General features: G+C 73.0%; 19 protein-coding genes. 14 read left to right on the top strand and 5 right to left on the bottom strand.

Annotated features, from left to right (window positions below):
- Positions 1-28: 28 nt before the first annotated feature.
- Entirely contained in the window at positions 29-1,228 is a 1,200-nt protein-coding gene (locus BM385_RS08550) for a sensor histidine kinase (protein ID WP_019433137.1), read from the bottom strand.
- On the bottom strand, positions 1,219-1,881 hold the full coding sequence (locus BM385_RS08545) for a response regulator transcription factor (protein ID WP_019433138.1): 663 nt from the start codon (positions 1,879-1,881) through the stop codon (positions 1,219-1,221). Before BM385_RS08545 ends, BM385_RS08550 begins: the two co-directional genes overlap by 10 nt.
- 90 nt (positions 1,882-1,971) lie before the next feature.
- Between BM385_RS08545 and BM385_RS08540 the strand changes: the two genes are divergently transcribed.
- Genes BM385_RS08540 through BM385_RS08530 form a run of 3 tightly spaced genes read left to right on the top strand, consistent with a single transcriptional unit; the run spans position 1,972 to position 5,326 of the window.
- Positions 1,972-3,189, top strand: a complete 1,218-nt coding sequence (locus tag BM385_RS08540; RefSeq protein ID WP_019433139.1) for an ABC transporter permease — start codon at positions 1,972-1,974, stop codon at positions 3,187-3,189.
- A 14-nt stretch (positions 3,190-3,203) separates the two neighbouring features.
- Positions 3,204-4,592: an FtsX-like permease family protein gene (locus BM385_RS08535; RefSeq protein WP_019433140.1), complete on the top strand. Its 1,389-nt coding sequence runs from the start codon at positions 3,204-3,206 to the stop codon at positions 4,590-4,592.
- Positions 4,589-5,326 carry an ABC transporter ATP-binding protein gene (locus BM385_RS08530; protein WP_237751270.1) on the top strand — a complete coding sequence of 246 codons (738 nt, stop codon included), beginning with the start codon at positions 4,589-4,591 and terminating at the stop codon, positions 5,324-5,326. The genes BM385_RS08535 and BM385_RS08530 overlap by 4 nt, the downstream gene beginning before the upstream one ends.
- A 52-nt stretch (positions 5,327-5,378) precedes the next feature.
- Here BM385_RS08530 and BM385_RS08525 read toward each other — a convergent pair whose 3' ends face one another.
- Positions 5,379-5,744 carry a VOC family protein gene (locus tag BM385_RS08525; RefSeq protein ID WP_019433142.1) on the bottom strand — a complete coding sequence of 122 codons (366 nt, stop codon included), beginning with the start codon at positions 5,742-5,744 and terminating at the stop codon, positions 5,379-5,381.
- A gap of 94 nt (positions 5,745-5,838) precedes the next feature.
- Here BM385_RS08525 and BM385_RS08520 point away from each other — a divergent pair, with 94 nt between their 5' ends.
- Complete coding sequence (locus BM385_RS08520) at positions 5,839-6,828, top strand: helix-turn-helix transcriptional regulator (protein ID WP_019433143.1); 990 nt, start codon at positions 5,839-5,841, stop codon at positions 6,826-6,828.
- A gap of 166 nt (positions 6,829-6,994) precedes the next feature.
- On the opposite strand, the gene BM385_RS08515 is transcribed toward BM385_RS08520, so the two are convergent.
- Positions 6,995-7,918, bottom strand: coding sequence for an NAD(P)-dependent oxidoreductase (locus BM385_RS08515; RefSeq protein ID WP_093842683.1), 924 nt, complete (start codon positions 7,916-7,918; stop codon positions 6,995-6,997).
- A 1-nt stretch (position 7,919) separates the two neighbouring features.
- A complete protein-coding gene (locus tag BM385_RS08510) occupies positions 7,920-8,414 on the bottom strand; it encodes a DUF3145 domain-containing protein (protein WP_019433145.1) in 495 nt (164 codons plus the stop codon).
- Between the two features lie 243 nt (positions 8,415-8,657).
- Between BM385_RS08510 and BM385_RS08505 the strand changes: the two genes are divergently transcribed.
- The 10 genes from BM385_RS08505 to BM385_RS08460 all read left to right on the top strand — a co-directional run bounded on the left by BM385_RS08505 (position 8,658) and on the right by BM385_RS08460 (position 21,808).
- A complete protein-coding gene (locus BM385_RS08505) occupies positions 8,658-9,530 on the top strand; it encodes a GDSL-type esterase/lipase family protein (RefSeq protein ID WP_019433146.1) in 873 nt (290 codons plus the stop codon).
- Positions 9,531-9,628: 98 nt separating this feature from the next.
- A complete protein-coding gene (locus BM385_RS08500; protein ID WP_019433147.1) occupies positions 9,629-10,792 on the top strand; it encodes a mandelate racemase/muconate lactonizing enzyme family protein in 1,164 nt (387 codons plus the stop codon).
- Positions 10,789-11,811: a zinc-dependent alcohol dehydrogenase gene (locus BM385_RS08495; RefSeq protein ID WP_093842682.1), complete on the top strand. Its 1,023-nt coding sequence runs from the start codon at positions 10,789-10,791 to the stop codon at positions 11,809-11,811. Before BM385_RS08500 ends, BM385_RS08495 begins: the two co-directional genes overlap by 4 nt.
- A 105-nt stretch (positions 11,812-11,916) precedes the next feature.
- The gene (locus BM385_RS08490; RefSeq protein WP_380979802.1) at positions 11,917-12,903 is read left to right on the top strand and encodes a hypothetical protein; all 987 of its coding nucleotides are present in this window, start codon (positions 11,917-11,919) and stop codon (positions 12,901-12,903) included.
- Positions 12,904-13,044: 141 nt separating this feature from the next.
- Positions 13,045-14,169: a multiple monosaccharide ABC transporter substrate-binding protein gene (gene chvE / locus BM385_RS08485; protein WP_093842680.1), complete on the top strand. Its 1,125-nt coding sequence runs from the start codon at positions 13,045-13,047 to the stop codon at positions 14,167-14,169.
- Positions 14,170-14,221: 52 nt separating this feature from the next.
- Entirely contained in the window at positions 14,222-15,859 is a 1,638-nt protein-coding gene (mmsA, locus tag BM385_RS08480) for a multiple monosaccharide ABC transporter ATP-binding protein (protein ID WP_051131088.1), read from the top strand.
- Complete coding sequence (gene mmsB, locus BM385_RS08475; RefSeq protein WP_175542949.1) at positions 15,856-17,112, top strand: multiple monosaccharide ABC transporter permease; 1,257 nt, start codon at positions 15,856-15,858, stop codon at positions 17,110-17,112. Before mmsA ends, mmsB begins: the two co-directional genes overlap by 4 nt.
- Before the next feature lie 16 nt (positions 17,113-17,128).
- Positions 17,129-18,229 (top strand): aldose epimerase family protein, encoded by a 1,101-nt coding sequence (locus tag BM385_RS08470; RefSeq protein WP_093842679.1) that lies wholly within the window; start codon positions 17,129-17,131, stop codon positions 18,227-18,229.
- 66 nt (positions 18,230-18,295) lie between these two features.
- Complete coding sequence (locus tag BM385_RS08465; RefSeq protein WP_093842678.1) at positions 18,296-20,866, top strand: ATP-dependent Clp protease ATP-binding subunit; 2,571 nt, start codon at positions 18,296-18,298, stop codon at positions 20,864-20,866.
- A gap of 105 nt (positions 20,867-20,971) precedes the next feature.
- Entirely contained in the window at positions 20,972-21,808 is an 837-nt protein-coding gene (locus tag BM385_RS08460; protein WP_078576383.1) for an intradiol ring-cleavage dioxygenase, read from the top strand.
- Positions 21,809-21,854 lie beyond the last annotated feature (46 nt).

Here is a 21,854-nt window from a genome sequence, read left to right as displayed (position 1 = left end):
CCGGGCGTCCGCCGCGTGCCGCCCCCACTCAGGGGAAGCGGACCGTGACGGTCAGCCCGCCTCCCGGGCCGGGCTCGGCCGTGGCCCGGGTGCCGTGCGCCGCCGCGATCGAGCGGACGATGGACAGGCCGAGACCGTGTCCGGTGGCGCCGGTGGTGCCGGTGCGGTCCTGGCCCAGACGCCGGAACGGTTCGAAGAGGTCCGGAATCCGGTTGGGCGCGATCGTGGGTCCGGTGTTGGTGACGGTCAGAGCGCGGTCTGCCACGGCGACCAGGACCCGGCCGCCGGGGCGGTTGTACCGGATCGCGTTGTCCACGAGGTTGGTCAGCAGGTGCCGCAGCAGCACCGGGTCGCCGACGACGGTCAGCGGCGGGCCGTCCACCGTGACCGTCACACCCGCCGCCCGGGCCGGCTCCGCCAGTTCGGCCGTCACCTGGCGGGCGGCCTGCGCCAGGTCCACCGGTTCGGTCGCCTCGGTGCCCCGGTCGCTGCGGGCGAGCAGCAGCAGCGCGGTGATCAGCGCCTCGGCCTCCCGGTTGGCGGTCAGCAGGTCCTCGCGCACCTCGGCGAGACCGTCCGGCAGCGGGTCGGCCAGGCCGACCTCCAGACTCGCGCGCTGGACCGCCAGCGGGGTGCGCAGTTCGTGCGAGGCGTTGGCGACGAACCGCCGCTGGCTCTCGAAGGACCGCTCCAGCCGGTCGAGCATGCCGTCGAAGGTGTCGGCCAGCCGGTGGAGTTCGTCGTCCGGCCCGGTGAGCGCCAGCCGCTGGTGCAGATTCTGCTCGCTCATGCGCCGGGTCGCCTCCGTCATGGCCGCCACCGGCCGCAGCGCCCGCCCGGCCAGCCACCAGCCGAGCAGCCCGGCCACCACCGCCATCAGGAGCAGCCCGACCGCCGACCACAGGACCATCTGCCGCAACGCCGTCTCCTGGACGGCCTGGACGGTCTGATCCAGCTGACGGATCGCCAGGAAGTCGTCCCCGCCGCCGGGCTGCGTCACCCCGGTGGGCAGCAGTTCGCCCGTCGCCTCCCCGGTCGCCTCCCGGGTCGCCTCTCCGGTGTCCTCCCAATCGCCCCGGGTCACCTCGATGCCCTTGACCTGCTCCGCCGTTCCGTACCGGGCCAGCAGCACCACGAAGGCCAGCAGCCCGGTGCCCGTCAGCAGGAACAGCCCGGCGAAGGCCAGCGCCAGCCGGGCGCGGAACGGCCGGTTCCGGATCAGCCGCACAGCCGGTACCCGTCGCCAGTGTCGGGCGAGATGGTGCCGCCGTCGCCCAGTTTGCGGCGCAGCCGGCTGACGACGGCGCGGACGGCGCCGGTGCGGGGGTCGAGGTGTTCGTCCCACAGGGTGCGGACCAGTTCGCCGTGCGGCACGGCCGCGCCCCGGGCCTGCGTGAGCCGGTGCAGCACCGCGAACTCCTTGGGCGTCAGCTCCAGCACCCGGCCCGCCGCGCGCGCCTCGTGGCGGGCCGGGTCCACCACGATGTCCGCGTGGCGCAGCACGCCGGGGGCGGCGGCCGGGGGGCGGCGGCTCAGCGCGCGGACCCGGGCGACGAGTTCGGCGAAGTCGAACGGCTTGGCCAGATAGTCGTCGGCGCCGAGCGCGGTGAGCCCGTACACCCGGTCGGTCAGCTCGCCGGCCGCCGTCAGCAGGAGGATCGGCGGCGGGTCCACGAGCCGGCGCAGCCGCCGGCAGACCTCGTCGCCGGTCATGCCCGGCAGGTCCCGGTCGAGGATCAGCACGTCGTAGGCGGTGAGCAGGCACATCCGTTCGGCCTCGGCACCCGAGCCGGTGACGTCCACCGCCATCGCCTGGCGGCGCAGTCCGGTGGCGACGGTGCGGGCGAGTACGCGGTGGTCCTCGGCGATCAGAACCCTCATGCCGCAATCCAACCCCGCGCGGGATTGCGGCGGGATAAGGACGCCCGCCCTTATCCCGCTGCAAAGGGCACCCTGCTTGGGTCCTGCACCATGAACTTCGTCAAACGCGCCGGGCACAGCCTGTGGGCGAGGAAGGCCGGTACGGCCGCACTGGCCGCGCTCTTCACCGTCATCTGCGCCCTGCTGCTGGGCGGCTCCGTGCTGCGCGCCGCCGCCGAACGCCAGGAGGCGGACGCCCGGCGGGAGATCGGCGTCGATGTGACGGTCCGGGACCCGGGCCTGACCGCCGCACTGGCGGACCGGCTGGGCGCCGCCCCGCAGGTGCACCGGTACACGCCGTCGCTGCCGGTGGGGGCCGAGGGCTCCGGCGTCGAGCCGCTGGACGCCGGTGAGCCCTCGCCGGACGCGGCGGTGCCGGAGCCGGAGCCACCGTTCGCGCTGCTCGGGGTACGGGACTCGGGGCTGCTGCTGCCGTTCTCCTACGGGTCGAGCACGCTCCGGTCCGGGCGCGGCATCACGCCGCAGGACGCGGACGCCGAGGTCGCGGTGATCGAGCGGCGGCTGGCCGAACGCAACGGCCTGGAGGTCGGCGACACCATCCGCCTCCGGCCGGCCGGCGGCGGGCCCACCCTTCCCCTCACCGTCGTCGGCGTCCACCAGGACACGACGCCGGACCCGGCGGTGTGGACGCCACCGCACGAACTGCCCGGGAACCAGCTGTACGTGCCCGTCGCCGTGGCCGAACGGCTCGGCGCGGGCACGGCGGAACCCGTCACGGCGGTGTACCGCATCGGTTCACCGGACCAGGCGGAGGCCCTGCACGCCGAGGCCGGGCGGCTGCTGGGCGCGGACCCGTCCGACGTCCGCGTCAACGACCGCGCCTACCGGGATCAGGTGCTTCCGCTCCAGCGGGTGGGCGCCTTCGCCGGGCTGACCGTCCGGGTGATCACGGTGGCCGGGACGGTGATCCTCGGGCTCGTCGTGCTGCTCCGCATCCGGGAGCGGCGCGCCGAGCTGGGGGTGCTGCTGTCCCTGGGCGAGCCGAAGCCGAAGCTCATCGCCCAGCACACCGTGGAGGTGGCCGCCGTCGCCCTCCCGGCCGTGGCGCTCGCCACCGTGGCCTGCTGGTTCACCGCCGGTCCCCTGGCAGCGGCGGCGGGCTCCCTCACCGCCGTGCCACGCGTCGTCACGGCCGACCTGGTGGCCGTGTCCGGGATCGCGCTGGGCATCTCGGTGCTCGCCACCGCCGTCCCGGGCATCGCGATCCTCCGGCTCCACCCCCGTTCCCTCCTCCTCGACACCGACTGAGAGAACCCCTCGACATGAGCGTCATCAAACGGGCCGGGCTCAGCCTGTGGTCCCGCAAGGCCAGAACCCTGATCACCCTGGGCGCCTTCCTCGTCGTCTCCGTGATGGTGCTGGCCGGGGTGCTGATCACCGGCGCCACCGCGAAGGCGAAGGAGGCCGCCACACGCGCGGTGGGCGCCGAGGTGCGCCTGGAGATGGACTTCGACAGCCTGGGCGCGGGCGGCGGCGGACTGGTCGCCCCGCAGGTCAGCAGTACGGTGCTGGACGCGATCGGCGCGTCGCCGCTGGTCGGCTCGTACACCTACACGATGTGGAACGTCGGCATCCTCGACGGTGTCGAGCGCGTCCCCGGTGGCCCGCAGAACGGGATGGCGGACGTGGTGCCCGGCGGCATGGTGGTCACCGGTGTCCTGGAGTCGGCGCTGCTCCCGGACTTCCGCAGCGGCAACTTCACCCTGTTGTCCGGAGAGCATCTGAGCGCCGCCGACCGGGACGAACGGCTGCTGCTCATCGAGGAACGGCTGGCGGAACGCAACGGCCTCACCGCCGGCGACACCGTGACCGTCGGCGCGTACGAGGGCGGGGGCAGCGCCGAGTTCACCGTGGCGGGGATCTTCCGCGACCCGCGCCCGACCGCCGAGCCGGACCCGGAGTTCTACGACAACCCGGCTCATCTGCTGTACGCGTCCGTGGGCGGCTTCGCCCGGCTGAACGGCGCCGGTGACGGCACGGTCCAGGCCGGCGGGGCGACGTTCCTCCTGGCGGACGCCGGTGACCGGGCGGCGTTCGAGGAGGAGGCGGAGCGGATCGCCGGGGACGCTCTGGACGGGTTCGCCCTCACGGTCAACGACAAGGCGCTGCGTCAGATGACCGGCCCGCTGGAGAGCGTCACCACCACCGCGACCGTCGCGATGTGGCTCACTGCCCTCGCGGGCGCCGCCGTCCTCGCCCTGCTCACCCTGCTCGCGGTGCGGCAGCGGCGCCGCGAGTACGGCGTCCTGCTGGCCCTGGGGGAGCGCAAACGGGCCGTCGTCGCCCAACAGGCCCTGGAGATCGTGGCGGTGGCGGCCCTGGCCATCGGGCTGAGCGCCGTGTTCGCCGAGGATCTCACCCAGCGCGCGGGCCAGGCGCTGCTGGGCCGTGAGGCGGCCGAGGCCCGGGACCGGCTGGCCGCGTGGGAGCCGCCGCCGCCCGGCAGCACCGGCATCGACGAGGGACGCGACCCGGGCGAGCGGCCGGTGGAGAACGCCGACCCGATCGACGCGATCGAGGTCCGCATGGACCCGGCGGCCCTGGCCACCGTGGGCGGCGTCGGCCTCGGCATCGGCCTGCTCGCCACCGCCGTCCCCGCCACCGCCGTCACCCGCCTCAGCCCCCGCGCCATCCTCACGAAGGGATCGTGACCACTCCCATGACCACCCCCAAGACCACCGGCAGCCCGGCCAGCACCGGCCCCCGACCGCCGCTGCTCCGTCTCGACGGCGTCAGCCACACCTACCCGGGCCCGCGTCGCGGGACCACCGTGCTCAAGGACATCGACCACAGCTTCGAACGGGGCGTCTTCTACAGCATCCTGGGGCCCTCCGGCAGCGGCAAGACGACCCTGCTCAGCCTCGCCGGCGGTCTGGACTCCCCCACCCGGGGCACCGTCCGCTTCGCCGGCCGGGACCTGACGGAGCTGGGCCTGGGCCGCTACCGCAACCGGCACGCGGCCACCATCTTCCAGCAGCACAACCTGCTCACCTATATGACGGCGCTCCAGAATGTCACCGCGGCCATGGAGATCACCCGGGTCAGGCCCGCCACCGGCAGCCGCCGGGCCCGCGCCCTGGAGGTGCTGGAGCAGGTGGGGCTGGACCGGGAGACGGCCGGCCGCAATGTGCTGCGGCTGTCCGGCGGGCAGCAGCAGCGGGTGGCCGTCGCCCGCGCCGTGGCGTGCGAGGTGGATCTCCTGTTCGCCGACGAGCCGACCGGGAACCTCGACGAGGACACGGCCGAGGGCGTGATCGACATCTTCCGCGCGCTCGCCCACGAGCAGGACCGGTGCGTGGTCGTGGTCACCCACTCGCAGCGGCTGGCCGCCCGCTCCGACCGGGTGCTGACCCTGCGCCGGGGCAGGCTGACCGAGCGGTCCTGACCGAGCCGCCGCCCCCGGCGTGGGGCCGGGGGCGGCGGGCACCGGGGCGGGTTCAGTCGACGGGGGCGACGCGGATCAGGTTGCCGTCCGGGTCGGCGACGACGAACGTCCGCCCGAACACCGCGTCGCGCGGCTCGCTGACCACCCGGACGCCCTTCGCCGTCCACGTCGCGTACCGGCGGTCGATCTCCTCCGGCCCGCCGGGCAGGCACACGCAGACCTCGCCGGTCCGCGAGACGGCCGGGTCCTGGCCGTCGAGCTGTCCGCTCCACAGGGCGAGGTCGGCGCCGGGGCCGAGGTCGAAGGAGATGTAGCCGGGGGTGACGAAGCTGGGCTCCTTCTCCAGGAGGTCCCCGTAGAAGCGGGCGGAGGCGGGTGCGTCGGTGACGTACACGATGAAGCTGATGGACTCGGACATGGCACTCATTTCCTCGGGTCGTTGCGGTGGAACGACCGGAGCATGCAGGTCATACCTGACCGGTTCCGTCGTGTTTTCTGCGAGGCTCGGACACGTGACCCCCGATCGCTTCTTCTCCCTGCTGCTGGCCCTGCGGACCCGGGAGGCCGTGACGACCCCCGATCTGGCCGCACAGCTCGGTGTGTCCGTCCGTACCGTGCTGCGGGATCTGCGGTGGCTGGAGGACGCGGGTTTCCCGCTGCTGATCCAGCGCGGCCGGTGGGGCGGGGTGACGCTGCTGCCCGGCGGCCCGTTCGACACCGCCCGGCTCACGCCCGAGGAGCGCGACCATCTGGCGCTCTACGGTCTGGACGACGCGCAACGCGAACAGCTGGGCGCGGCGGGCGGCAGCCGGCGCGCGCACCGGAAGGTGGGGGCGCGGATCGGGCCGCTGCCCGGCAGCGGGGCGCTGCCGCTGAGCGCGGTCGTCACGACGGACAACCGGCCGTGGTTCTTCCGGGACGCCGAAGGGCAGCCGCCCGCCGCGCTGGTGGCGGACGTACGGCGCGGGGTGCGGCTGCGCATCCGCTACCGCAGCGCGCGGGACGCGGAGGCCGGCTGGCGGGTGGTCGATCCGTACGGGCTGCTGGCGAAGGCCGGGCGCTGGTACCTGGTGGCGGACGCGGCGGGCCGGCCCCGGCTGTACGCGCTGGAGCGGCTGGCCGGCTGGGAGCCGCTGCGGGCGGCCCGGCGGCTGCGGGACGGGGCGACGCTGCGCGGGGTGGCGGCGGAACTGACGGAGCGCTGGGAGAACCCGGACGCGTATCCCATCCACGCCCTGATCGACGCCGACCAGCGGGACCGGGCCCGGCGCATCCTCGGCCGGCAGCTGACGATCGAGGGTGCGGAGAGTGAGGGGGACGAACAGGGAGGGGACGGCCCCGGCCGCCGCCCGGCCCGGCTGCGGATCACGGTGCGGGGCCGGAGCGTGGAGGACGTGCGGCGGTTGCTGGCGTTCGGTGCCACGGTGACCGTGACCGGGCCGCCGGAGGCCAGGGAACGGATGCGGCAGCTGGCCGCCGAGATCCTGCGGGTTCACTCCTGACCGGCCGGACCGGGGTGCGGACGGATGAGGACGGGCCGGAACAGGTGCGGGCCGGCGACGAACGGGGCGCTCCAGACCGGCCGGACCCGGGTGCGGAGCGCCGAGGAAGGCCGGAACGGATGACGACGGGCCCGTTCCGGGCCCGGAACGGGCCGTTCCTGTCCGGTCAGGACCGGTCGGGGGTCTCGAAGCTGGCGAAGTAGGAGGCGGCCATGTCCTCGGCCGCGTGGCCCTGGGCGGCGGCGCGGCGGAAGCGTTCGGCGCCGGCCGCCGTGGCGTCCAGCCGGACGCCCGCCGCCTCGCCGGCCGCCACGATCAGCCGGGCGTCCTTCTCGGCGGTGTCCACGGCGAAGCTGGGCGGGGTCAGCGTCCGGCCGCGCAGCGCGGCGGACTTGGCCCGCAGATAGCCCAGGTCCAGGCCGCCCCCCGCGATGGCGTCGAGGAAGTGGTCGAAGTCGACGCCGAGTCCGTCCGCCAGGGCCAGGGTCTCGGCGGTGCCGTGGGTGACGGCGAGCACCCAGGTGTTGCAGACGAGCTTGAGCCGGGTGGCGGCGCCGGGGCGTTCGCCGACCCACACGGTGCGGGAGCCGACCGCGTCCAGGACGGGGGCGAGCCGGTCGCGGGCCGTGGTGGGGCCGGCGGCCAGGACCGTCAGTTCGCCGGCTTCGGCCGGGCCCCGGGTGCCGAGCACGGGGGCGTCCACGAACAGCAGGCCGTGGTCGCGCGCGAAGCCCTCCAGCAGCGGCAGCGGGTCCGTGCCGGCGGTCGTGGACTGGAGCCAGACCGTGCCGGGGGCGAGGGAGGGGGCCGCCGCCCGCATCGCGTCCAGGGCGGCCGGTCCGTCGTACAGCATGGTCAGCACGGCGTCCGCGCCGGCTACCGCATCCGCCGGATTTCCGGCGACCCGGGCGCCGTCGGCGGCCAGTGGTTCGGCCTTGGCGCGGGTACGGTTCCACACCCGTACGTCCAGTCCGGCGCGGCACAGGTTGCGGGCCATGGCCGTGCCCATGATGCCGGTGCCGAGCACCGCGACCGAACCGACCGCCGCACCGCCCGCCGGGGAACCGCCCGCCGCACCGACCGGGGCCATGTCACACCACCTGGTGGAGCCAGCGGACGGGGGCGCCCTCGCCCGCGTACCGGAAGGGTTCGAGTTCGTCGTCCCAGGGCTTGCCGAGCAGCCGGGTGATCTCGGCCTGGAGATCGCTCTCGCCGCGCGCGGCGCGCGCGGTGGCCGCCCGCAGCCGGTCCTCGGGGATCATGATGTCGCCGTGCACGCCGGTGACCGCGTGGTAGATGCCCAGCTCGGGGGTGCAGCTGTAGCGTTCGCCCTCGGCCGTCTGGGAGGGGTCGGCGGTGACCTCGAAGCGCAGCAGGTGCCAGCCGCGCAGCGCGGAGGCGAGCTGGGAGGCGGTGCCGGGGGAGCCGAGCCAGGAGAGTTCGGCGCGCCAGGTGCCGGGGGACGCGGGTTGTCGGATCCAGTCGAGGGACACCCGGCTGCCGAGGACGCCGGCGACGGCCCATTCGATGTGCGGACACAGCGCGCGCGGCGCGGAGTGTACGTACAGGACTCCTCGTGTGGTCATCGGGTCCTCCAGGTCTTTCCTACCAGCGCCCGCACCCCCCGTACCGCGCACGAATCAGTAAACACCATGTAGATCATTTCTCGGCAAAATGGACAGCGTGTGACATGAGGTCATGTCTTTTACGCTGGATGACGGGCCCGATCCCACCTGCCGTCCAGCTGCCTGGACCCAAGCTACCGCGCGGCGGTGGCGCCGGGCTCCGCCCCAGTGCCAGCGCACCATGACCCAAGGGCAGGGAACTGAATGCCGGTCAGCCGCCCCGTACTCGCCTCGATGCTCGCCGCCACCGCCTCGCTGGCGCTGCTGGCCGGGTGTACGTCGACTCCCGACGGTTCCGATCCCGGGTCCGCGAGCGCCACCGACGAGGGGGGTGCCCCGGCCGCGCCGGTGTGGAACACCAGCCCGGCGTCGGTGGCGGCGATCGGGGATTCGATCACCCGGGCGTTCGACGCCTGCTCGGTGCTGTCCGACTGCCCGGAGGTGTCGTGGGCCACGGGGACGGATCCGAAGGTGCCGTCGCTGGCCCAGCAACTGGCGGCGGAGGAGTCCTGGAACCTGGCCGAGTCGGGCGCGCAGGCGTCCGATCTGCCGTCCCAGGCGCGGGCGGTCACGGCGCACGAGCCGGAGCTGGTGACGATCATGGTGGGCGCGAACGACGCGTGCGCGCCGGATGTGGCGCTGATGACCGAGACGGAGGACTTCCGGGCGGACATCGAGCGGGCGGTGGAGATCATCCGCGAGTCGCTGCCGGACACCCAGCTCTATGTGGCGAGCGTGCCGGATCTGCTGCGGCTGTGGTCGGAGGGCAGCGGTTCGGCGCTGGCCCGCACGGTGTGGGGGGTGGCGGCGGTGTGCCCCTCGATGCTGGCCGATCCGGTGGCGGTCACCACGGAGGCGGGTGAGCGGCGGGACTCGGTGCGGGAGCGGGTGGTGGAGTACAACGCGGTGCTGGAGTCGGTGTGCGCGGCGGATGTGCTGTGCCGGTACGACGGCGGGGCGGTCTTCGACTACGCGTTCACGCCGGACGATCTGAGCAAGTGGGACTGGTTCCATCCGAGCGCGCAGGGACAGGCGGCGCTGGCGGCGCTGGCGCACGAGCGCATCACCATGGAGTAGACCGGACCATTGACACAGGGGCTTGTGGCTCATTACGTTCACGCCAGCATTTCGAACAGCTGTCGAAATACCGAACAAGCGAGAGGTTGGCTGTCCCCGTGCGCATCACCGGAATCAGTACGCATGTCGTCGGTACCCCCTGGCGGAACCTCACATACGTGCAGGTGCACACCGACGAGGGACTGACCGGCGTCGGCGAGACCCGGATGCTGGGCCGCACCGACGCCCTCATCGGGTACCTCCGGGAGGCGGAGGTCAACCACATCAAGGGCTCCGACCCGTTCGCCGTCGAGGACCTGGTGCGCCGGATGAAGTACGGCGACTACGGGCGGGCCGGCGAGATCGTCATGTCGGCGATCGCCTGTGTGGAGACCGCCTGCTGGGACATCAAGGGCAAGGCGCTCGGGGTGCCGGTGTGGCAGCTGCTGGGCGGCCGGGCGAACGCCGCCGACAACCGGATCAAGGCGTACGCGAACGGCTGGTACACCGTCGAGCGCACCCCGGAGGCGTTCCACGCGGCGGCGCTGAAGGTGGTGGAGCGCGGGTACCAGGCGCTGAAGCTGGACCCGTTCGGCACCGGCAACTTCGAGCTGGACCACGCCGAGACCGTCCGCTCGCTCTCCCTGGTCGAGGCGGTGCGGGACGCGATCGGGCCCGAGCGCGAACTGCTGCTGGAGATGCACGGCCGGTTCTCCCCCGCCACCGCCATCCGGCTGGCGAAGGAGCTGGAGGCGTTCGCGCCGTCCTGGCTGGAGGAGCCGGTGCCGCCGGAGAACCTGAAGGCGCTGGCCAAGGTCGCCGCCAAGACGACGCTGCCGATCGCGACGGGTGAACGCATCCACGACCGGATCGAGTTCCGCGAGCTGTTCGAGTCGCAGGCCGCCGACATCATCCAGCCGGACCTCGGACACCTGGGCGGCATCTCCGAGATGCGCAAGCTGGCCGCCACCGCCGAGACCCACTACGTGCTGATCGCCCCGCACAACGTCGGCGGCTCGGTGCTCACCGCCGCCAGCCTCCAGCTGGCCGGCTGCACCCCCAACTTCAAGATCCTGGAACACTTCAACGACTTCGCGGACGCCGAGATCAAGAAGGTCGTCAAGGGCGCGCCCGAGGTCGTCGACGGCTACTTCACGCTCTCCGAGGAGCCGGGCCTGGGCGTCGAGCTGGACACCGACGCCGCCGCCGAGTTCCCGCAGCAGCAGGCCAGGTTCGACCTGTGGGCCGAGGGCTGGGAGAAGCGGGAGGGGACGGGCAAGTGACGCGCGGCACGACACGCGGCGTCCTCGTCGAGGAACCGGGGCGGCACCGGCTGGTGACCGGCCCGGTGCCGGAGCCGGGACCGGGCGAGGTACGGGTGGCGGTGCACGCCGCCGGGATCTGCGCCAGCGACCGCGAGGTGTACGACGGCACCCGGGCGCCCGGCTATGTGCGCTATCCGATCGTGCCCGGCCACGAGTGGTCCGGCACGATCGAGGCGGTCGGCGAGGGCGTCGACCCGGGCCTGGCCGGCCGCAAGACGGTGGCCGAGGGCTTCCGGGCCTGCGGGGTGTGCGAGCGGTGCCGCACCGGGCAGACCAGCCTGTGCACCGCCGGGTACGAGGAGACCGGGTTCACGCAGCCCGGCGCCTTCGCCGACCATGTGGTGGTGCCCGCCCGGCTGCTGCACCCGCTGCCGGACGACGCCGATCTGACCGCCGCCGCGCTGCTGGAGCCGGCCGCCGTGGTGGCCGCCGCCGTACTGGTCGCCGCCCCCCGCCCGGGAGAGCGGGTGGCCGTGCTGGGCGCCGGCACGCTCGGCCTGCTCGCCGTCCAGCTGCTGGCCGCCTCCTCCCCCGCCGAACTGCTGGCCGTCGACCCGCGACCGCGCCCGCTGGCCCGGGCCACCGGGTTCGGCGCCACCCGCACGGCCGCCCCGGACGCGGCGGCACAGCTGCACGGCCGCTACGACCTGGTGGTGGAGACCGCCGGGGCGCCGTCCACCGCCCGGGACGCCACGCTGCTGGCGCGGCGCGGCGGGCGGGTGGTGCTCACCGGCATGCCGGAGGCCGGGGCGGTGGGCATCGATCCGGTGCATCTGTCGGTGGCGCAGCTGACCGTCTCCTCGGTGTTCGGGGCGACGCCCGCGGCCTGGAGTGCGGCGGTGCGCGCCCTGACCACCGGGCTGCTGCGTCCGGCGGAGCTGGTGACCCACCGTTTCGCACTGGAGTCCTTCGGCGAAGCCGTCGCGCTCGTCGGTAGCGGGGACCCGGAGGTGGGCAAGGTGCTGCTGACGCCCTAGGACCTGTCCGGCCGGTCCGGCCCCGCGAGGCGGGAGGTCCGTGCGACCGTCCGCCCCGCCACCCGAACTCTGTACGACATAGCGAACACATCCTCCAGGAGCATCGTGTCCGATTCCGCCGCCATTCCCCGCCGTCCGGGCGAGGCCGCCCTGGTCTCGCTCGGCCACGCCATACCGGACGGTGATCCCGCCGACTCCTCCCCGCACTCCTTCCCCGACGGTGGCCGCTGGCGCACCGAGGTGCCCTCGGTGGAGGGCCCCGAGGCGCTGCACACGGTGCTGAAGGAGGCCGCCCGGCTGGACGTGCCCGTCCACCGCATCAGCCAGGGCAGCGGCGTGTGGATGCTCACCGACGCCGAGATCACCGAGATGGTGGACGCCACGGCGCAGGCCGGGGTGGAGCTGTGCCTGTTCACCGGGCCGCGCGGCACCTGGGACATCGGGGCCGGGACCCGTACCGCCTCGGGTGGCGGCGGGCTGCGGGCGCGCGGCCAGTCGGCCGTGGCCGGCTGTGTGGAGGACGCGCTGCGCGCCGTCTCGCTCGGCGTGCGCTGCCTGCTGGTGGCCGACGAGGGCGTGCTGTGGGTGCTGCACCGGTTGCGCGAGCGCGGCGATCTGCCGGCCGACACCACGTTCAAGGTGTCCGCGCTGATCGGCCCGGTGAACCCGGCGGCCGTCGCCGTTCACGAGGGTCTGGGCGGGGACTCCGTCAACATCCCCTCCGATCTGACGCTGGATCACCTCACCGAGATCCGCCGGGTGAGCCGTGTCCCGCTCGACTTCTATCTGGAGGCGCCCGACGATCTGGGCGGTTATGTGCGGATGCACGAGATCGCCGAGCTGATCCGGCGGGGCGCGCCGATCTATCTGAAGTTCGGGCTGAGCAAGGCGCCCGGCATCTACCCGTACGGCGGGCATCTGCGCGATCTGACCCTGGAGACCGCGCGGGAGCGGGTACGGCGCGGCCGGCTCGCCCTCGATCTGCTGGCGCGGCTGGGCGCCGATTCCGGGGACACCGGCAAGGACACCATGTCGCCGCTGGGCGCCCGGCTGCCGGGTGCGCTCAACCGCTTCCCCATGCCGGCCGGCTGACGGAGAATCAGCCCCTCACAACCGAACAACTTCCCTCATCGACCACCGCCAGGAACAGCGCCACCTGCACGACTCGCACGACGCACTACCGCACGGCACAAGGAACCGAGCACCACCGAGTCGGAAGGACGTGACCCCGTCATGTCTCGTGCACGAGCCGCCAGCCGCACCACCGCCGCCACCGGCGCCGCCCTCGCCCTCACCCTGCTCCTGGCCGCCTGCGGCCAGGACGCCAACCGGGGAGGCGGGGGCGGTGGCGACCGGGACCCCGAGGCCGAAGGCGGCACCATCGGGATCGCCATGCCCACCAAGTCGTCCGAACGCTGGGTCGCGGACGGCGACAACATGGTCCGGCAGTTCGAGGAAGCCGGCTACGACACGGTTCTCCAGTACGGCGAGAACCGGGCCGAGAACCAGATCTCCCAGATCGAGAACATGATCTCCCAGCGGGTCGACCTGCTGGTGATCGCCGCCATCGACGGCACCGCGATGACGAACGTGCTCCAGCAGGCCGCCGACGCCGGTATCCCCGTCATCTCCTACGACCGGCTGCTCATGGGCAGCGAACACGTCGAGTACTACGCCTCGTTCGACAACGAGCGGGTCGGCCGGCTCCAGGGCGAGTACATCGTGAACGCGCTGGGCCTGGCCGACGGCGAGGAAGGCCCGTTCAACATCGAGCTGTTCGCCGGCTCCTCCGACGACAACAACACCCGCTACTTCTTCCAGGGCGCCCTCGACGTCCTCCAGCCCTACCTGGACGGCGGCCAGCTGGTCGTGCGCAGCGGGCAGACCAGCCTCAACCAGATCACCACCCAGCGCTGGGACGGCGGCCTGGCGCAGAGCCGGATGGACGACCTGCTGACCGCGCACTACTCGGGCCACCGGGTGGACGCGGTGCTCTCCCCCTATGACGGCATCTCCATCGGCGTGCTGTCCTCGCTCAAGAGCGTGGGCTACGGCTCCGGCAGTCAGCCGTACCCGGTGATCACCGGGCAGGACGCGGAGCTGGCCTCGATCAAGTCGATCATCGCGGGCGAGCAGACCATGACGGTCTACAAGGACACCCGCGAACTCGCCCGGCAGGCGGTCGCGATGAGCGACGCCCTGCTGAGCGGCGGCGAGGCCGAGGTCAACGACACCGAGAGCTATGACAACGGTGTCAAGGTCGTCCCCGCCTATCTGCTCGACCCGGTGAGCGTGGACGGCGAGAACTATCAGATCCTCGTCGACGAGGGCTACTACGCCGAGTCGGACCTGGGCTGAGCGGCCACCGGACGGAGGGAAGACCACACACGGAGCACGGGAGCACACACCCATGGCACGTGCACAGCGAACGGCATCCGAACCGGGGGACGACACACCCGGGTACATCCTGCGGATGCGCGACATCACCAAGACCTTCCCCGGGGTACGCGCCCTGGACGGGGTCAGCATGTCGGTGCGGCCGGGCGAGATCCACGCGATCTGCGGGGAGAACGGAGCCGGCAAGTCCACCCTGATGAAGGTGCTCAGCGGGGTGCACCCGCACGGCAGCTACGAGGGGGACATCGAGTTCGACGGCGAGACCTGCGCCTTCCGCGACATCCGCGCCAGCGAGCGGCGCGGCATCGTCATCATCCACCAGGAACTGGCGCTGATCCCGCAGCTGTCCATCGCCGAGAACATCTTCCTCGGCAATGAACGCACCTCGGGCAGGGGAGGTTTCATCTCCTGGTCCACCACGCTGCGCGAGACCGAGCGGCTGCTGCGCCGGGTCGGGCTGACCGGCGAGCGCCCGCAGACGAAGATCTCGGCGCTGGGCGTGGGCAAGCAGCAACTGGTGGAGATCGCCAAGGCGCTGGCCAAGGAGGTCAGGCTGCTCATCCTGGACGAGCCGACGGCGGCTCTCAACGACGAGGACAGCCGCAAGCTGCTGGACCTGATCCGGGAGCTGCGCGACCAGGGCATCTCGGCGATCCTCATCTCGCACAAGCTGAAGGAGGTGCTGTCGGTCGCGGATTCCGTCACGATCCTGCGCGACGGACGCACCATCGAGACACTGCCGGTGGACGGCGGGCTCACCGAGGACCGGATCATCCGGGGCATGGTGGGCCGCGAGCTGGACGCCTACTACCCGGACCGGGTGCCGTACACCGGCGAGCGGGCCGGTGAGGTGGCGCTCGCGGTGCGCGACTGGACGGTGGCCCACCCCGCCGACGAGCGGCGCAAGTCGGTCGACTCGGTCTCCTTCGAGGTGCGGCACGGCGAGATCCTGGGCATCGCGGGGCTGATGGGGGCCGGGCGCACCGAGCTGGCGATGAGCCTGTTCGGCCGGTCCTGGGGCCGGTACGAGCGGGGCACGGTGGCCGTGGACGGACGGGAGGTGTCCACCCGTACGGTGCCGGAGGCGGTGGCCCACGGTCTGGCGTACGTCACCGAGGACCGCAAGACGTACGGGCTGAACCTGATCGACACCATCAGCCGCAACATCTCGCTGGCGGGGCTGCCGGGGATGGCGCGGCGCGGTGTCGTCGACGAGCACGCCGAGACGCGGGTGGCCGAGCGGTTCCGCGCCTCGATGAACATCAAGACCCCCACCGTCTTCGAGCAGGTGGGGCGGCTGAGCGGCGGCAATCAGCAGAAGGTCGTGCTGAGCCAGTGGATCAACACCGGGCCCAAGGTGCTGATCCTGGACGAGCCGACGCGCGGCATCGACGTGGGTGCCAAGGCGGAGATCTACACGGTGATCAGCCAACTGGCCGCCGAGGGGCGGGCCGTGGTGCTGATCTCGTCCGAACTGTCCGAGCTGCTCGGCCTGTGCGACCGGATCGCCACCATGGCGGCCGGCCGGCTGACCGGCGTACTGGAGCGCGAGCAGGCCTCCCAGGAGGCCCTGATGCGGCTGATGACCCGTACCGGTGACGGCTATGACAGCGCTGTCGGCGGCGGCGAGGCCGGGGAGGCGGCACGATGAGCGGGACCGGAACCACGCTGGACAAGGCGGCGTCCGCGCCGGGCGGCGGCAGCGGCAGCGGCCCGTCCGGGGGGCCGGCGCGGCTGGCCTCCGAGCTGCTGCGCTCGATGCGCACCAACATGCGGCAGTACGGCATGCTGATCGCGCTCGGGCTGCTGGTGATCGTGTTCCAGATCTGGACCGGCGGCGATCTGCTGATGCCGGGGAACGTCACCAACATCATCCTTCAGAACGGCTACATCCTGATCCTGGCGATCGGGATGATGATCGTGATCATCAACGGTCACATCGATCTGTCGGTCGGCTCGGTGGCGGCGTTCTCCGGGGCGGCATCAGCCGTGCTGATCGTCAATCACGGGGTGCCCTGGCCGGTGGCGCTCACCCTGTCGCTGCTGATCGGCGCGGCGGCCGGGGCGTGGCAGGGCTTCTGGGTGGCGTACATCGGCATCCCGTCGTTCATCGTGACGCTCGCCGGGATGCTGCTGTTCCGGGGCGCGACGCAGTTGCTGCTGGACGGTCAGTCCCGGGGCCCGTTCCCGCGCGGCTTCCAGCAGATGAGCCAGGGGTACCTGCCGGAGGTCGGCCCGTACACCAACTACCACAACCTCACGCTGTTGCTGGGGCTGCTGGTGGTGTCGGTGGTGCTGTTCCAGGAGTGGCGCAAGCGGCAGCAGCAGCGGGAGTACGAGCTGGAGGTGCTGCCGCGCAATCTGTTCGTGCTGAAGTGCCTGGCGATCGTGGCGGCCACCGCCGCGTTCACTCTGACCCTGGCCAGCTACCGGGGTGTTCCGGTGGTGCTGCTGATCCTGTCCGGGCTGCTGATCGTGCTCGGCTACGTGATGCGCAACGCGGTGCTCGGCCGGCATGTGTACGCGCTGGGCGGCAACCGGGCGGCGGCCCAGCTGTCCGGGGTGAAGGACAAGCGGGTCACCATGGCCGTGTTCATCAACATGGGTGTGCTGGCGGCGCTGGCCGGCTGTGTGTTCGCGGGCCGGCTGAACGCCGGTACGCCGGGCGCCGGGCAGCTCTTCGAACTGGAGGCGATCGCGGCGGCGTTCATCGGCGGCGCGTCGATGAGCGGCGGGGTCGGCACGGTGCTGGGCGCGGTGATCGGCGGCCTGGTGCTGGGTGTGCTGAACAACGGCATGCAGCTGGTCGGGATCGGTCCCGACTGGCAGCAGATCATCAAGGGGCTGGTGTTGCTGGCCGCGGTGGGCTTCGATGTGTGGAACAAGCGTCGAGCCCGCACATGAAGGAACAGAAAGCGACATGAGTACCACGCAGCACCGCATCGCCGCGGCCCCGCCCGCGCGCACCCCGTTCGGCACCCTGCCGGACGGCACCGGCGTCGACCGCTGGACGCTGGCGCGCGGCGGGCTGCGGCTCGCGGTGCTCTCCCTGGGCGGCATCGTCCAGTCCCTGGAGGTACCGGACCGGGACGGGCGGGCCGCCAACGTCTCGCTCGGCTTCGACCACCTGGCGCCGTACGCGGCCGAGGGCGCCTCCCCGTACCTGGGCGCGCTCATCGGCCGCTACGGCAACCGCATCGACGGCGGCCGGTTCACGCTGGACGGGCAGGCGTACACCCTGCCCGTCAACAGCGGCGGCCACAGCCTGCACGGCGGCACCACCGGCTTCGACCGGCGGCTGTGGGACATCACCCCCTTCGACGGCCCCGAGGGCACCGGGCTCACCCTGCGCCGCACCTCCCCGGCGGGCGAGGAGGGCTACCCGGGCACGCTCACGGTGCGGGTGGACTACACGCTCACCGACGGCGGGGCCTTCCGCATCGACTACACGGCGGAAACCGACGCCCCCACCCTCGTCAACCTCACCAGCCACATCTACTGGAACCTGGCCGGCGAGGGCAGCGGCACCGTCGAGGACCATGTGCTGCGGCTGGCCGCCGCCCGCTACACCCCGGTCGGCCCCACCCTCATCCCCACCGGGGACCTGGCGCCGGTCACCGGCACCCCGTTCGACTTCACCGCGCAGGCGGGCAAGCCGCTGGGCCGGGAGCTGCGGGCCGGCCACGAGCAGCTGCGGTACGCGCAAGGCTACGACCACAACCTGGTGCTGGACGCGGGCGTGACGGCGGACCCCGCGTACGCCGCCACCCTCACCGACCCGGGCTCCGGCCGCGGCATGGAGCTGGCCACCACCGAACCGGGCGTCCAGCTGTACACGGCGAACTTCCTGGACGGCTCGCTGACCGGCTCCTCGGGCCGGGCCTACCGGCAGGGCGACGCGGTGTGCCTGGAGACCCAGCACTTCCCGGACTCGCCGAACCGGCCCGCGTTCCCCTCCACCGTGCTGCGCCCCGGCGAGACGTACCGCAGCAGCACGGTGCACACCTTCACTGCGGGCTGAACGCCGGAGCCCGGGCCGGTTTGTGCCGGATTGCGGGGGTTGGTGGGTCTTGCTGTAGTGGAAAGCATGAGCGTGCCCTTCGGATCGTCGTCCTCGCCCTCCGCACCCGACCCGTTCTCCGATCTGCTCAACCGCTTCTTCGGCATGTCGCCGCTCGCCTCGCCCCCCGCCGTCCAGCGGGTGCCGATCGGGCGGCTGCTCACCGACGCCGCGCGCGAGCTGATCTCGCTCGCCTCCGGGCGGGCCACCCGGGACGGCAGCGAGGACCTGGACACCGGGCACCTGCTGTGGGCCGCCACCCAGGTCGAGCCGTCCCGGGGCCTGCTCACGGCCGCCGGGGCGGACCCCGACCGGCTCGCCGAGCGGGTCGAGGACACCCTGCCGCACCCCGGCACCCGGGCCGGCGCCCCGCTGAACCTCACCCCGGCCGCCAAACGCACCCTCATCGCCGCACACGCCCGCTCCCGCACGGCCGGCGTCTCCTACATCGGCCCCGAACACATCCTCGGCGCGCTGCTGGACGACCCGGACTCGGCCGCCGCCCGGCTGCTGCTCACCGACGCCCGGGTGGACAGCGGCCGGCTGCGCGAATCCGCCCGCCCCGGACGGCCCGCCGACGCCGGGACAGGACCGCGCCCCGGGCCGCCCGGCGACCGCGAGAGCACCACCCCCACCCTCGACCTCTACAGCCGCGACCTCACCGAGGAAGCCGGGAGCGGACGGCTCGACCCGGTGGTCGGGCGCGCCGAGGAGATCGAACAGACGGTGGAGATCCTCTCCCGCCGCACCAAGAACAACCCGGCGCTGATCGGCGAGCCCGGCGTCGGCAAGACCGCCATCGTCGAAGGGCTGGCCCAGCGCATCGTCTCCGGCGACGTCCCCGCCACGCTCAGCGGCCACCGCGTCGTCGCCCTCGACATGACCGCGCTGCTCGCCGGCTCGAAGTACCGGGGCGACTTCGAGGAGCGGCTGAAGAACGTCATCGACGAGGTACGGGCCACCGAACGCTCCACCATCCTGTTCATCGACGAGGTGCACACCGTCGTCGGCGCCGGCACCGGCGGCGAGGGCAGCATGGACGCCGCCAACATCCTCAAACCGGCGCTGGCCCGCGGCGAACTGCACGTCATCGGCGCCACCACGCTGGACGAGTACCGGCGGCACATCGAGAAGGACGCCGCGCTGGAGCGCCGCTTCCAGCCCGTCACCATCCCCGAGCCGACCGTCACCGAGACCGTCCAGATCCTGGAGGGGCTGCGGGACGCGTACGAGGCCCACCACCAGGTGCGGTTCACCGACGAGGCCCTGGCCGCCGCCGCCGAACTCTCCGACCGCTATCTCGCCGACCGCTTCCTGCCCGACAAGGCCATCGACCTGCTCGACCAGGCCGGCGCCCGGGTCCGGCTCGGCGGCGGCCCCGGCGGCGGCGCGGACGGGCAGCGGCGCCGCGAGCTGATCGACTCCCTCAACCGGGAGAAGGACCAGGCCATCGCCGTCGAGGACTACGAGCGCGCCGCCGACATCAAACGCCGCCTCGCCGAGGCCGAGGCGGAAGGACCCGGCGACGGCGAGGCGGGCGGCGGCGTACGGACCGTCACGGCCGACGACATCGCCCAGGTGCTCTCCCGCGCCACCGGCATCCCCGTCGCCCAGCTGACCGAGAGCGAACGCACCCGGCTGCTGCGGCTCGAACACGCGCTGCACGAGCGGATCGTCGGCCAGGAGGAAGCCGTCACGGCGGTGTCCGAGGCGGTACGCCGCTCCCGGGCCGGCATGGGCGACCCGGACCGGCCGGTGGGCTCCTTCCTCTTCCTCGGCCCGACCGGCGTCGGCAAGACGGAGCTGGCCAAGGCACTGGCGGAGCTGCTGTTCGGCGACGAGAACCGGATGGTCCGGTTCGACATGAGCGAGTTCCAGGAACGCCACACCATCTCCCGGCTGGTGGGCGCCCCGCCCGGCTACGTCGGCTACGAGGAGGCGGGCCGGCTCACCGAGCAGGTGCGGCGGCAGCCGTACCGGGTGCTGCTCTTCGACGAGGTGGAGAAGGCGCACCCGGACGTCTTCCACCTGCTGCTCCAGGTGCTCGACGACGGCCGGCTGACCGACGGCCAGGGCCGTACCGTCAACTTCCGCAACACCGTGGTCATCATGACCAGCAACCTCGGCGCCGACCTCATCCTCTCGCACGGCGGCGAGGTGGACGAGATCCGCGACCAGCTGCTGGACCAGCTGCGGCGCGGCTTCCCGCCCGAGTTCCTGAACCGCATCGACGAGACGATCATCTTCCACCGGCTCGCGGACGAGGACCTGGAGCGGGTGGTGGATCTGCTGCTGGAGCGGAGCAGACGGCGGGTGCGCGCCCAGGGCATGCGGCTGGAGGTCACCCCGGCCGCCAAGCGGCTGCTGGCCGAGCGCGGCCACCAGCCGGAGTACGGCGCCCGGCCGCTGCGCCGCACCATCCAGACCGAGCTGGACAACCGGATCGCCACCCTGCTGCTGGGCGAGCGCGCCGCGTCCGGCGACACCCTCACGGCGGACGCGCGCGGCGACCACCTGGTGGTGACGGTCGCGCGGGAGGCGGACGAGGAGGCACGGGAGCGCGCCGAGGGCGAGGGCATGCCGCCGCCGATGAGCTAGCCGCCACGGGGAGCGGGCGGCCCGGTGCGCCATTGCGGTGGCGACATCTGTTCGGCCAGCCGGGCAGCCTGCTCAACCCGCCGGGATGAACCTAGCTTGATCCTCATGACGGATAACAGACTCAGCCGCCGTCGGGTGCTGGCCATCGGCGGTGCCGGCGCGGCCGGATGGGCGCTGGCCGGCCACTGCCCCGCGATGGCCGCCACCCCCGCCGCCCCCGCCGCTCCCCCGGCGACGGACGCCGCGGACGGTGCCGCCGCCTGGTACGAACTCACCGCGCACCGCGCCGCCGGACCGTACTCCCTGACCGCAGAACAGAACCGCCAGGACATCACGGACGGCAAGCAGGGCGTGCCGCTCGGCCTCGATCTCACGGTGCGTGACAGCGGCGACGGCACGGCGCTCACCGGGGCCGCCGTGGAGGTCTGGCACTGCGACGCCTGGGGCTACTACTCCGGCTACACCGAGGCCAGCCCGGGCGGCGAGGTGCGTGCCGAGCGCGAGGACCGCTCCGGTGCCGACCCGCAGTCGTTCCTGCGCGGCTACCGGGTGACGGACGCCGACGGCCGGGTGGCCTTCAGCACGATCGTGCCCGGCTGGTACGACCGGCGCGCGCCGCACCTGCACGTCCGGGTACACCTCGGGGCACGGCCGGAGAGCGGCGGATTCGCGGCGGAGGCCACCCACTTCACCGGGCAGCTGTTCCTGCCCGACACGATGGTGGCCGAGGTGTACGCGCTGGAGCCGTACGCCGAGCACATCGGGGACGGCCCCACCACCCTGGAGCGCGACATCGTCTACACGGGCGGCGGCACCGCCGACGGTCTGCTCGCCCCCGAACGCCTCAGCACCCGCTCCCTCGCCGACGGCTACACCGCGGCGTTCACCCTGGCCGCCCCGGTCGCGCGCGCCCGCCAGGCGCGCAGCCACCGCGCCGCCTGACCGGCGAGCGGTGCGCCCCGCCCGACCCCAGGAGCCGGCCGGGCGG

Source organism: Streptomyces harbinensis, assembly GCF_900116145.1.
In the GTDB taxonomy this organism is placed as follows: Bacteria; Actinomycetota; Actinomycetes; order Streptomycetales; family Streptomycetaceae; genus Streptomyces; species Streptomyces carpaticus.
The sequence above is the reverse complement of the archived record's forward strand: the minus strand, read 5'-3'. Positions and strand labels throughout refer to the sequence as shown.

Excerpts from the sequence above, each read along its gene's own strand:
- mmsB (WP_175542949.1), top strand. The coding sequence starts at position 15,856 with ATGAGCGGGACCGGAACCACGCTGGACAAGGCGGCGTCCGCGCCGGGC.
- BM385_RS08535 (WP_019433140.1), top strand. The coding sequence starts at position 3,204 with ATGAGCGTCATCAAACGGGCCGGGCTCAGCCTGTGGTCCCGCAAGGCC.
- mmsA (WP_051131088.1), top strand. The coding sequence starts at position 14,222 with ATGGCACGTGCACAGCGAACGGCATCCGAACCGGGGGACGACACACCC.
- BM385_RS08510 (WP_019433145.1), bottom strand. The coding sequence starts at position 8,414 with ATGACCACACGAGGAGTCCTGTACGTACACTCCGCGCCGCGCGCGCTG.
- BM385_RS08515 (WP_093842683.1), bottom strand. The coding sequence starts at position 7,918 with ATGGCCCCGGTCGGTGCGGCGGGCGGTTCCCCGGCGGGCGGTGCGGCG.
- BM385_RS08460 (WP_078576383.1), top strand. The coding sequence starts at position 20,972 with ATGACGGATAACAGACTCAGCCGCCGTCGGGTGCTGGCCATCGGCGGT.
- BM385_RS08525 (WP_019433142.1), bottom strand. The coding sequence starts at position 5,744 with ATGTCCGAGTCCATCAGCTTCATCGTGTACGTCACCGACGCACCCGCC.
- BM385_RS08540 (WP_019433139.1), top strand. The coding sequence starts at position 1,972 with ATGAACTTCGTCAAACGCGCCGGGCACAGCCTGTGGGCGAGGAAGGCC.
- BM385_RS08505 (WP_019433146.1), top strand. The coding sequence starts at position 8,658 with ATGCCGGTCAGCCGCCCCGTACTCGCCTCGATGCTCGCCGCCACCGCC.
- BM385_RS08470 (WP_093842679.1), top strand. The coding sequence starts at position 17,129 with ATGAGTACCACGCAGCACCGCATCGCCGCGGCCCCGCCCGCGCGCACC.
- BM385_RS08465 (WP_093842678.1), top strand. The coding sequence starts at position 18,296 with ATGAGCGTGCCCTTCGGATCGTCGTCCTCGCCCTCCGCACCCGACCCG.
- BM385_RS08545 (WP_019433138.1), bottom strand. The coding sequence starts at position 1,881 with ATGAGGGTTCTGATCGCCGAGGACCACCGCGTACTCGCCCGCACCGTC.
- chvE (WP_093842680.1), top strand. The coding sequence starts at position 13,045 with ATGTCTCGTGCACGAGCCGCCAGCCGCACCACCGCCGCCACCGGCGCC.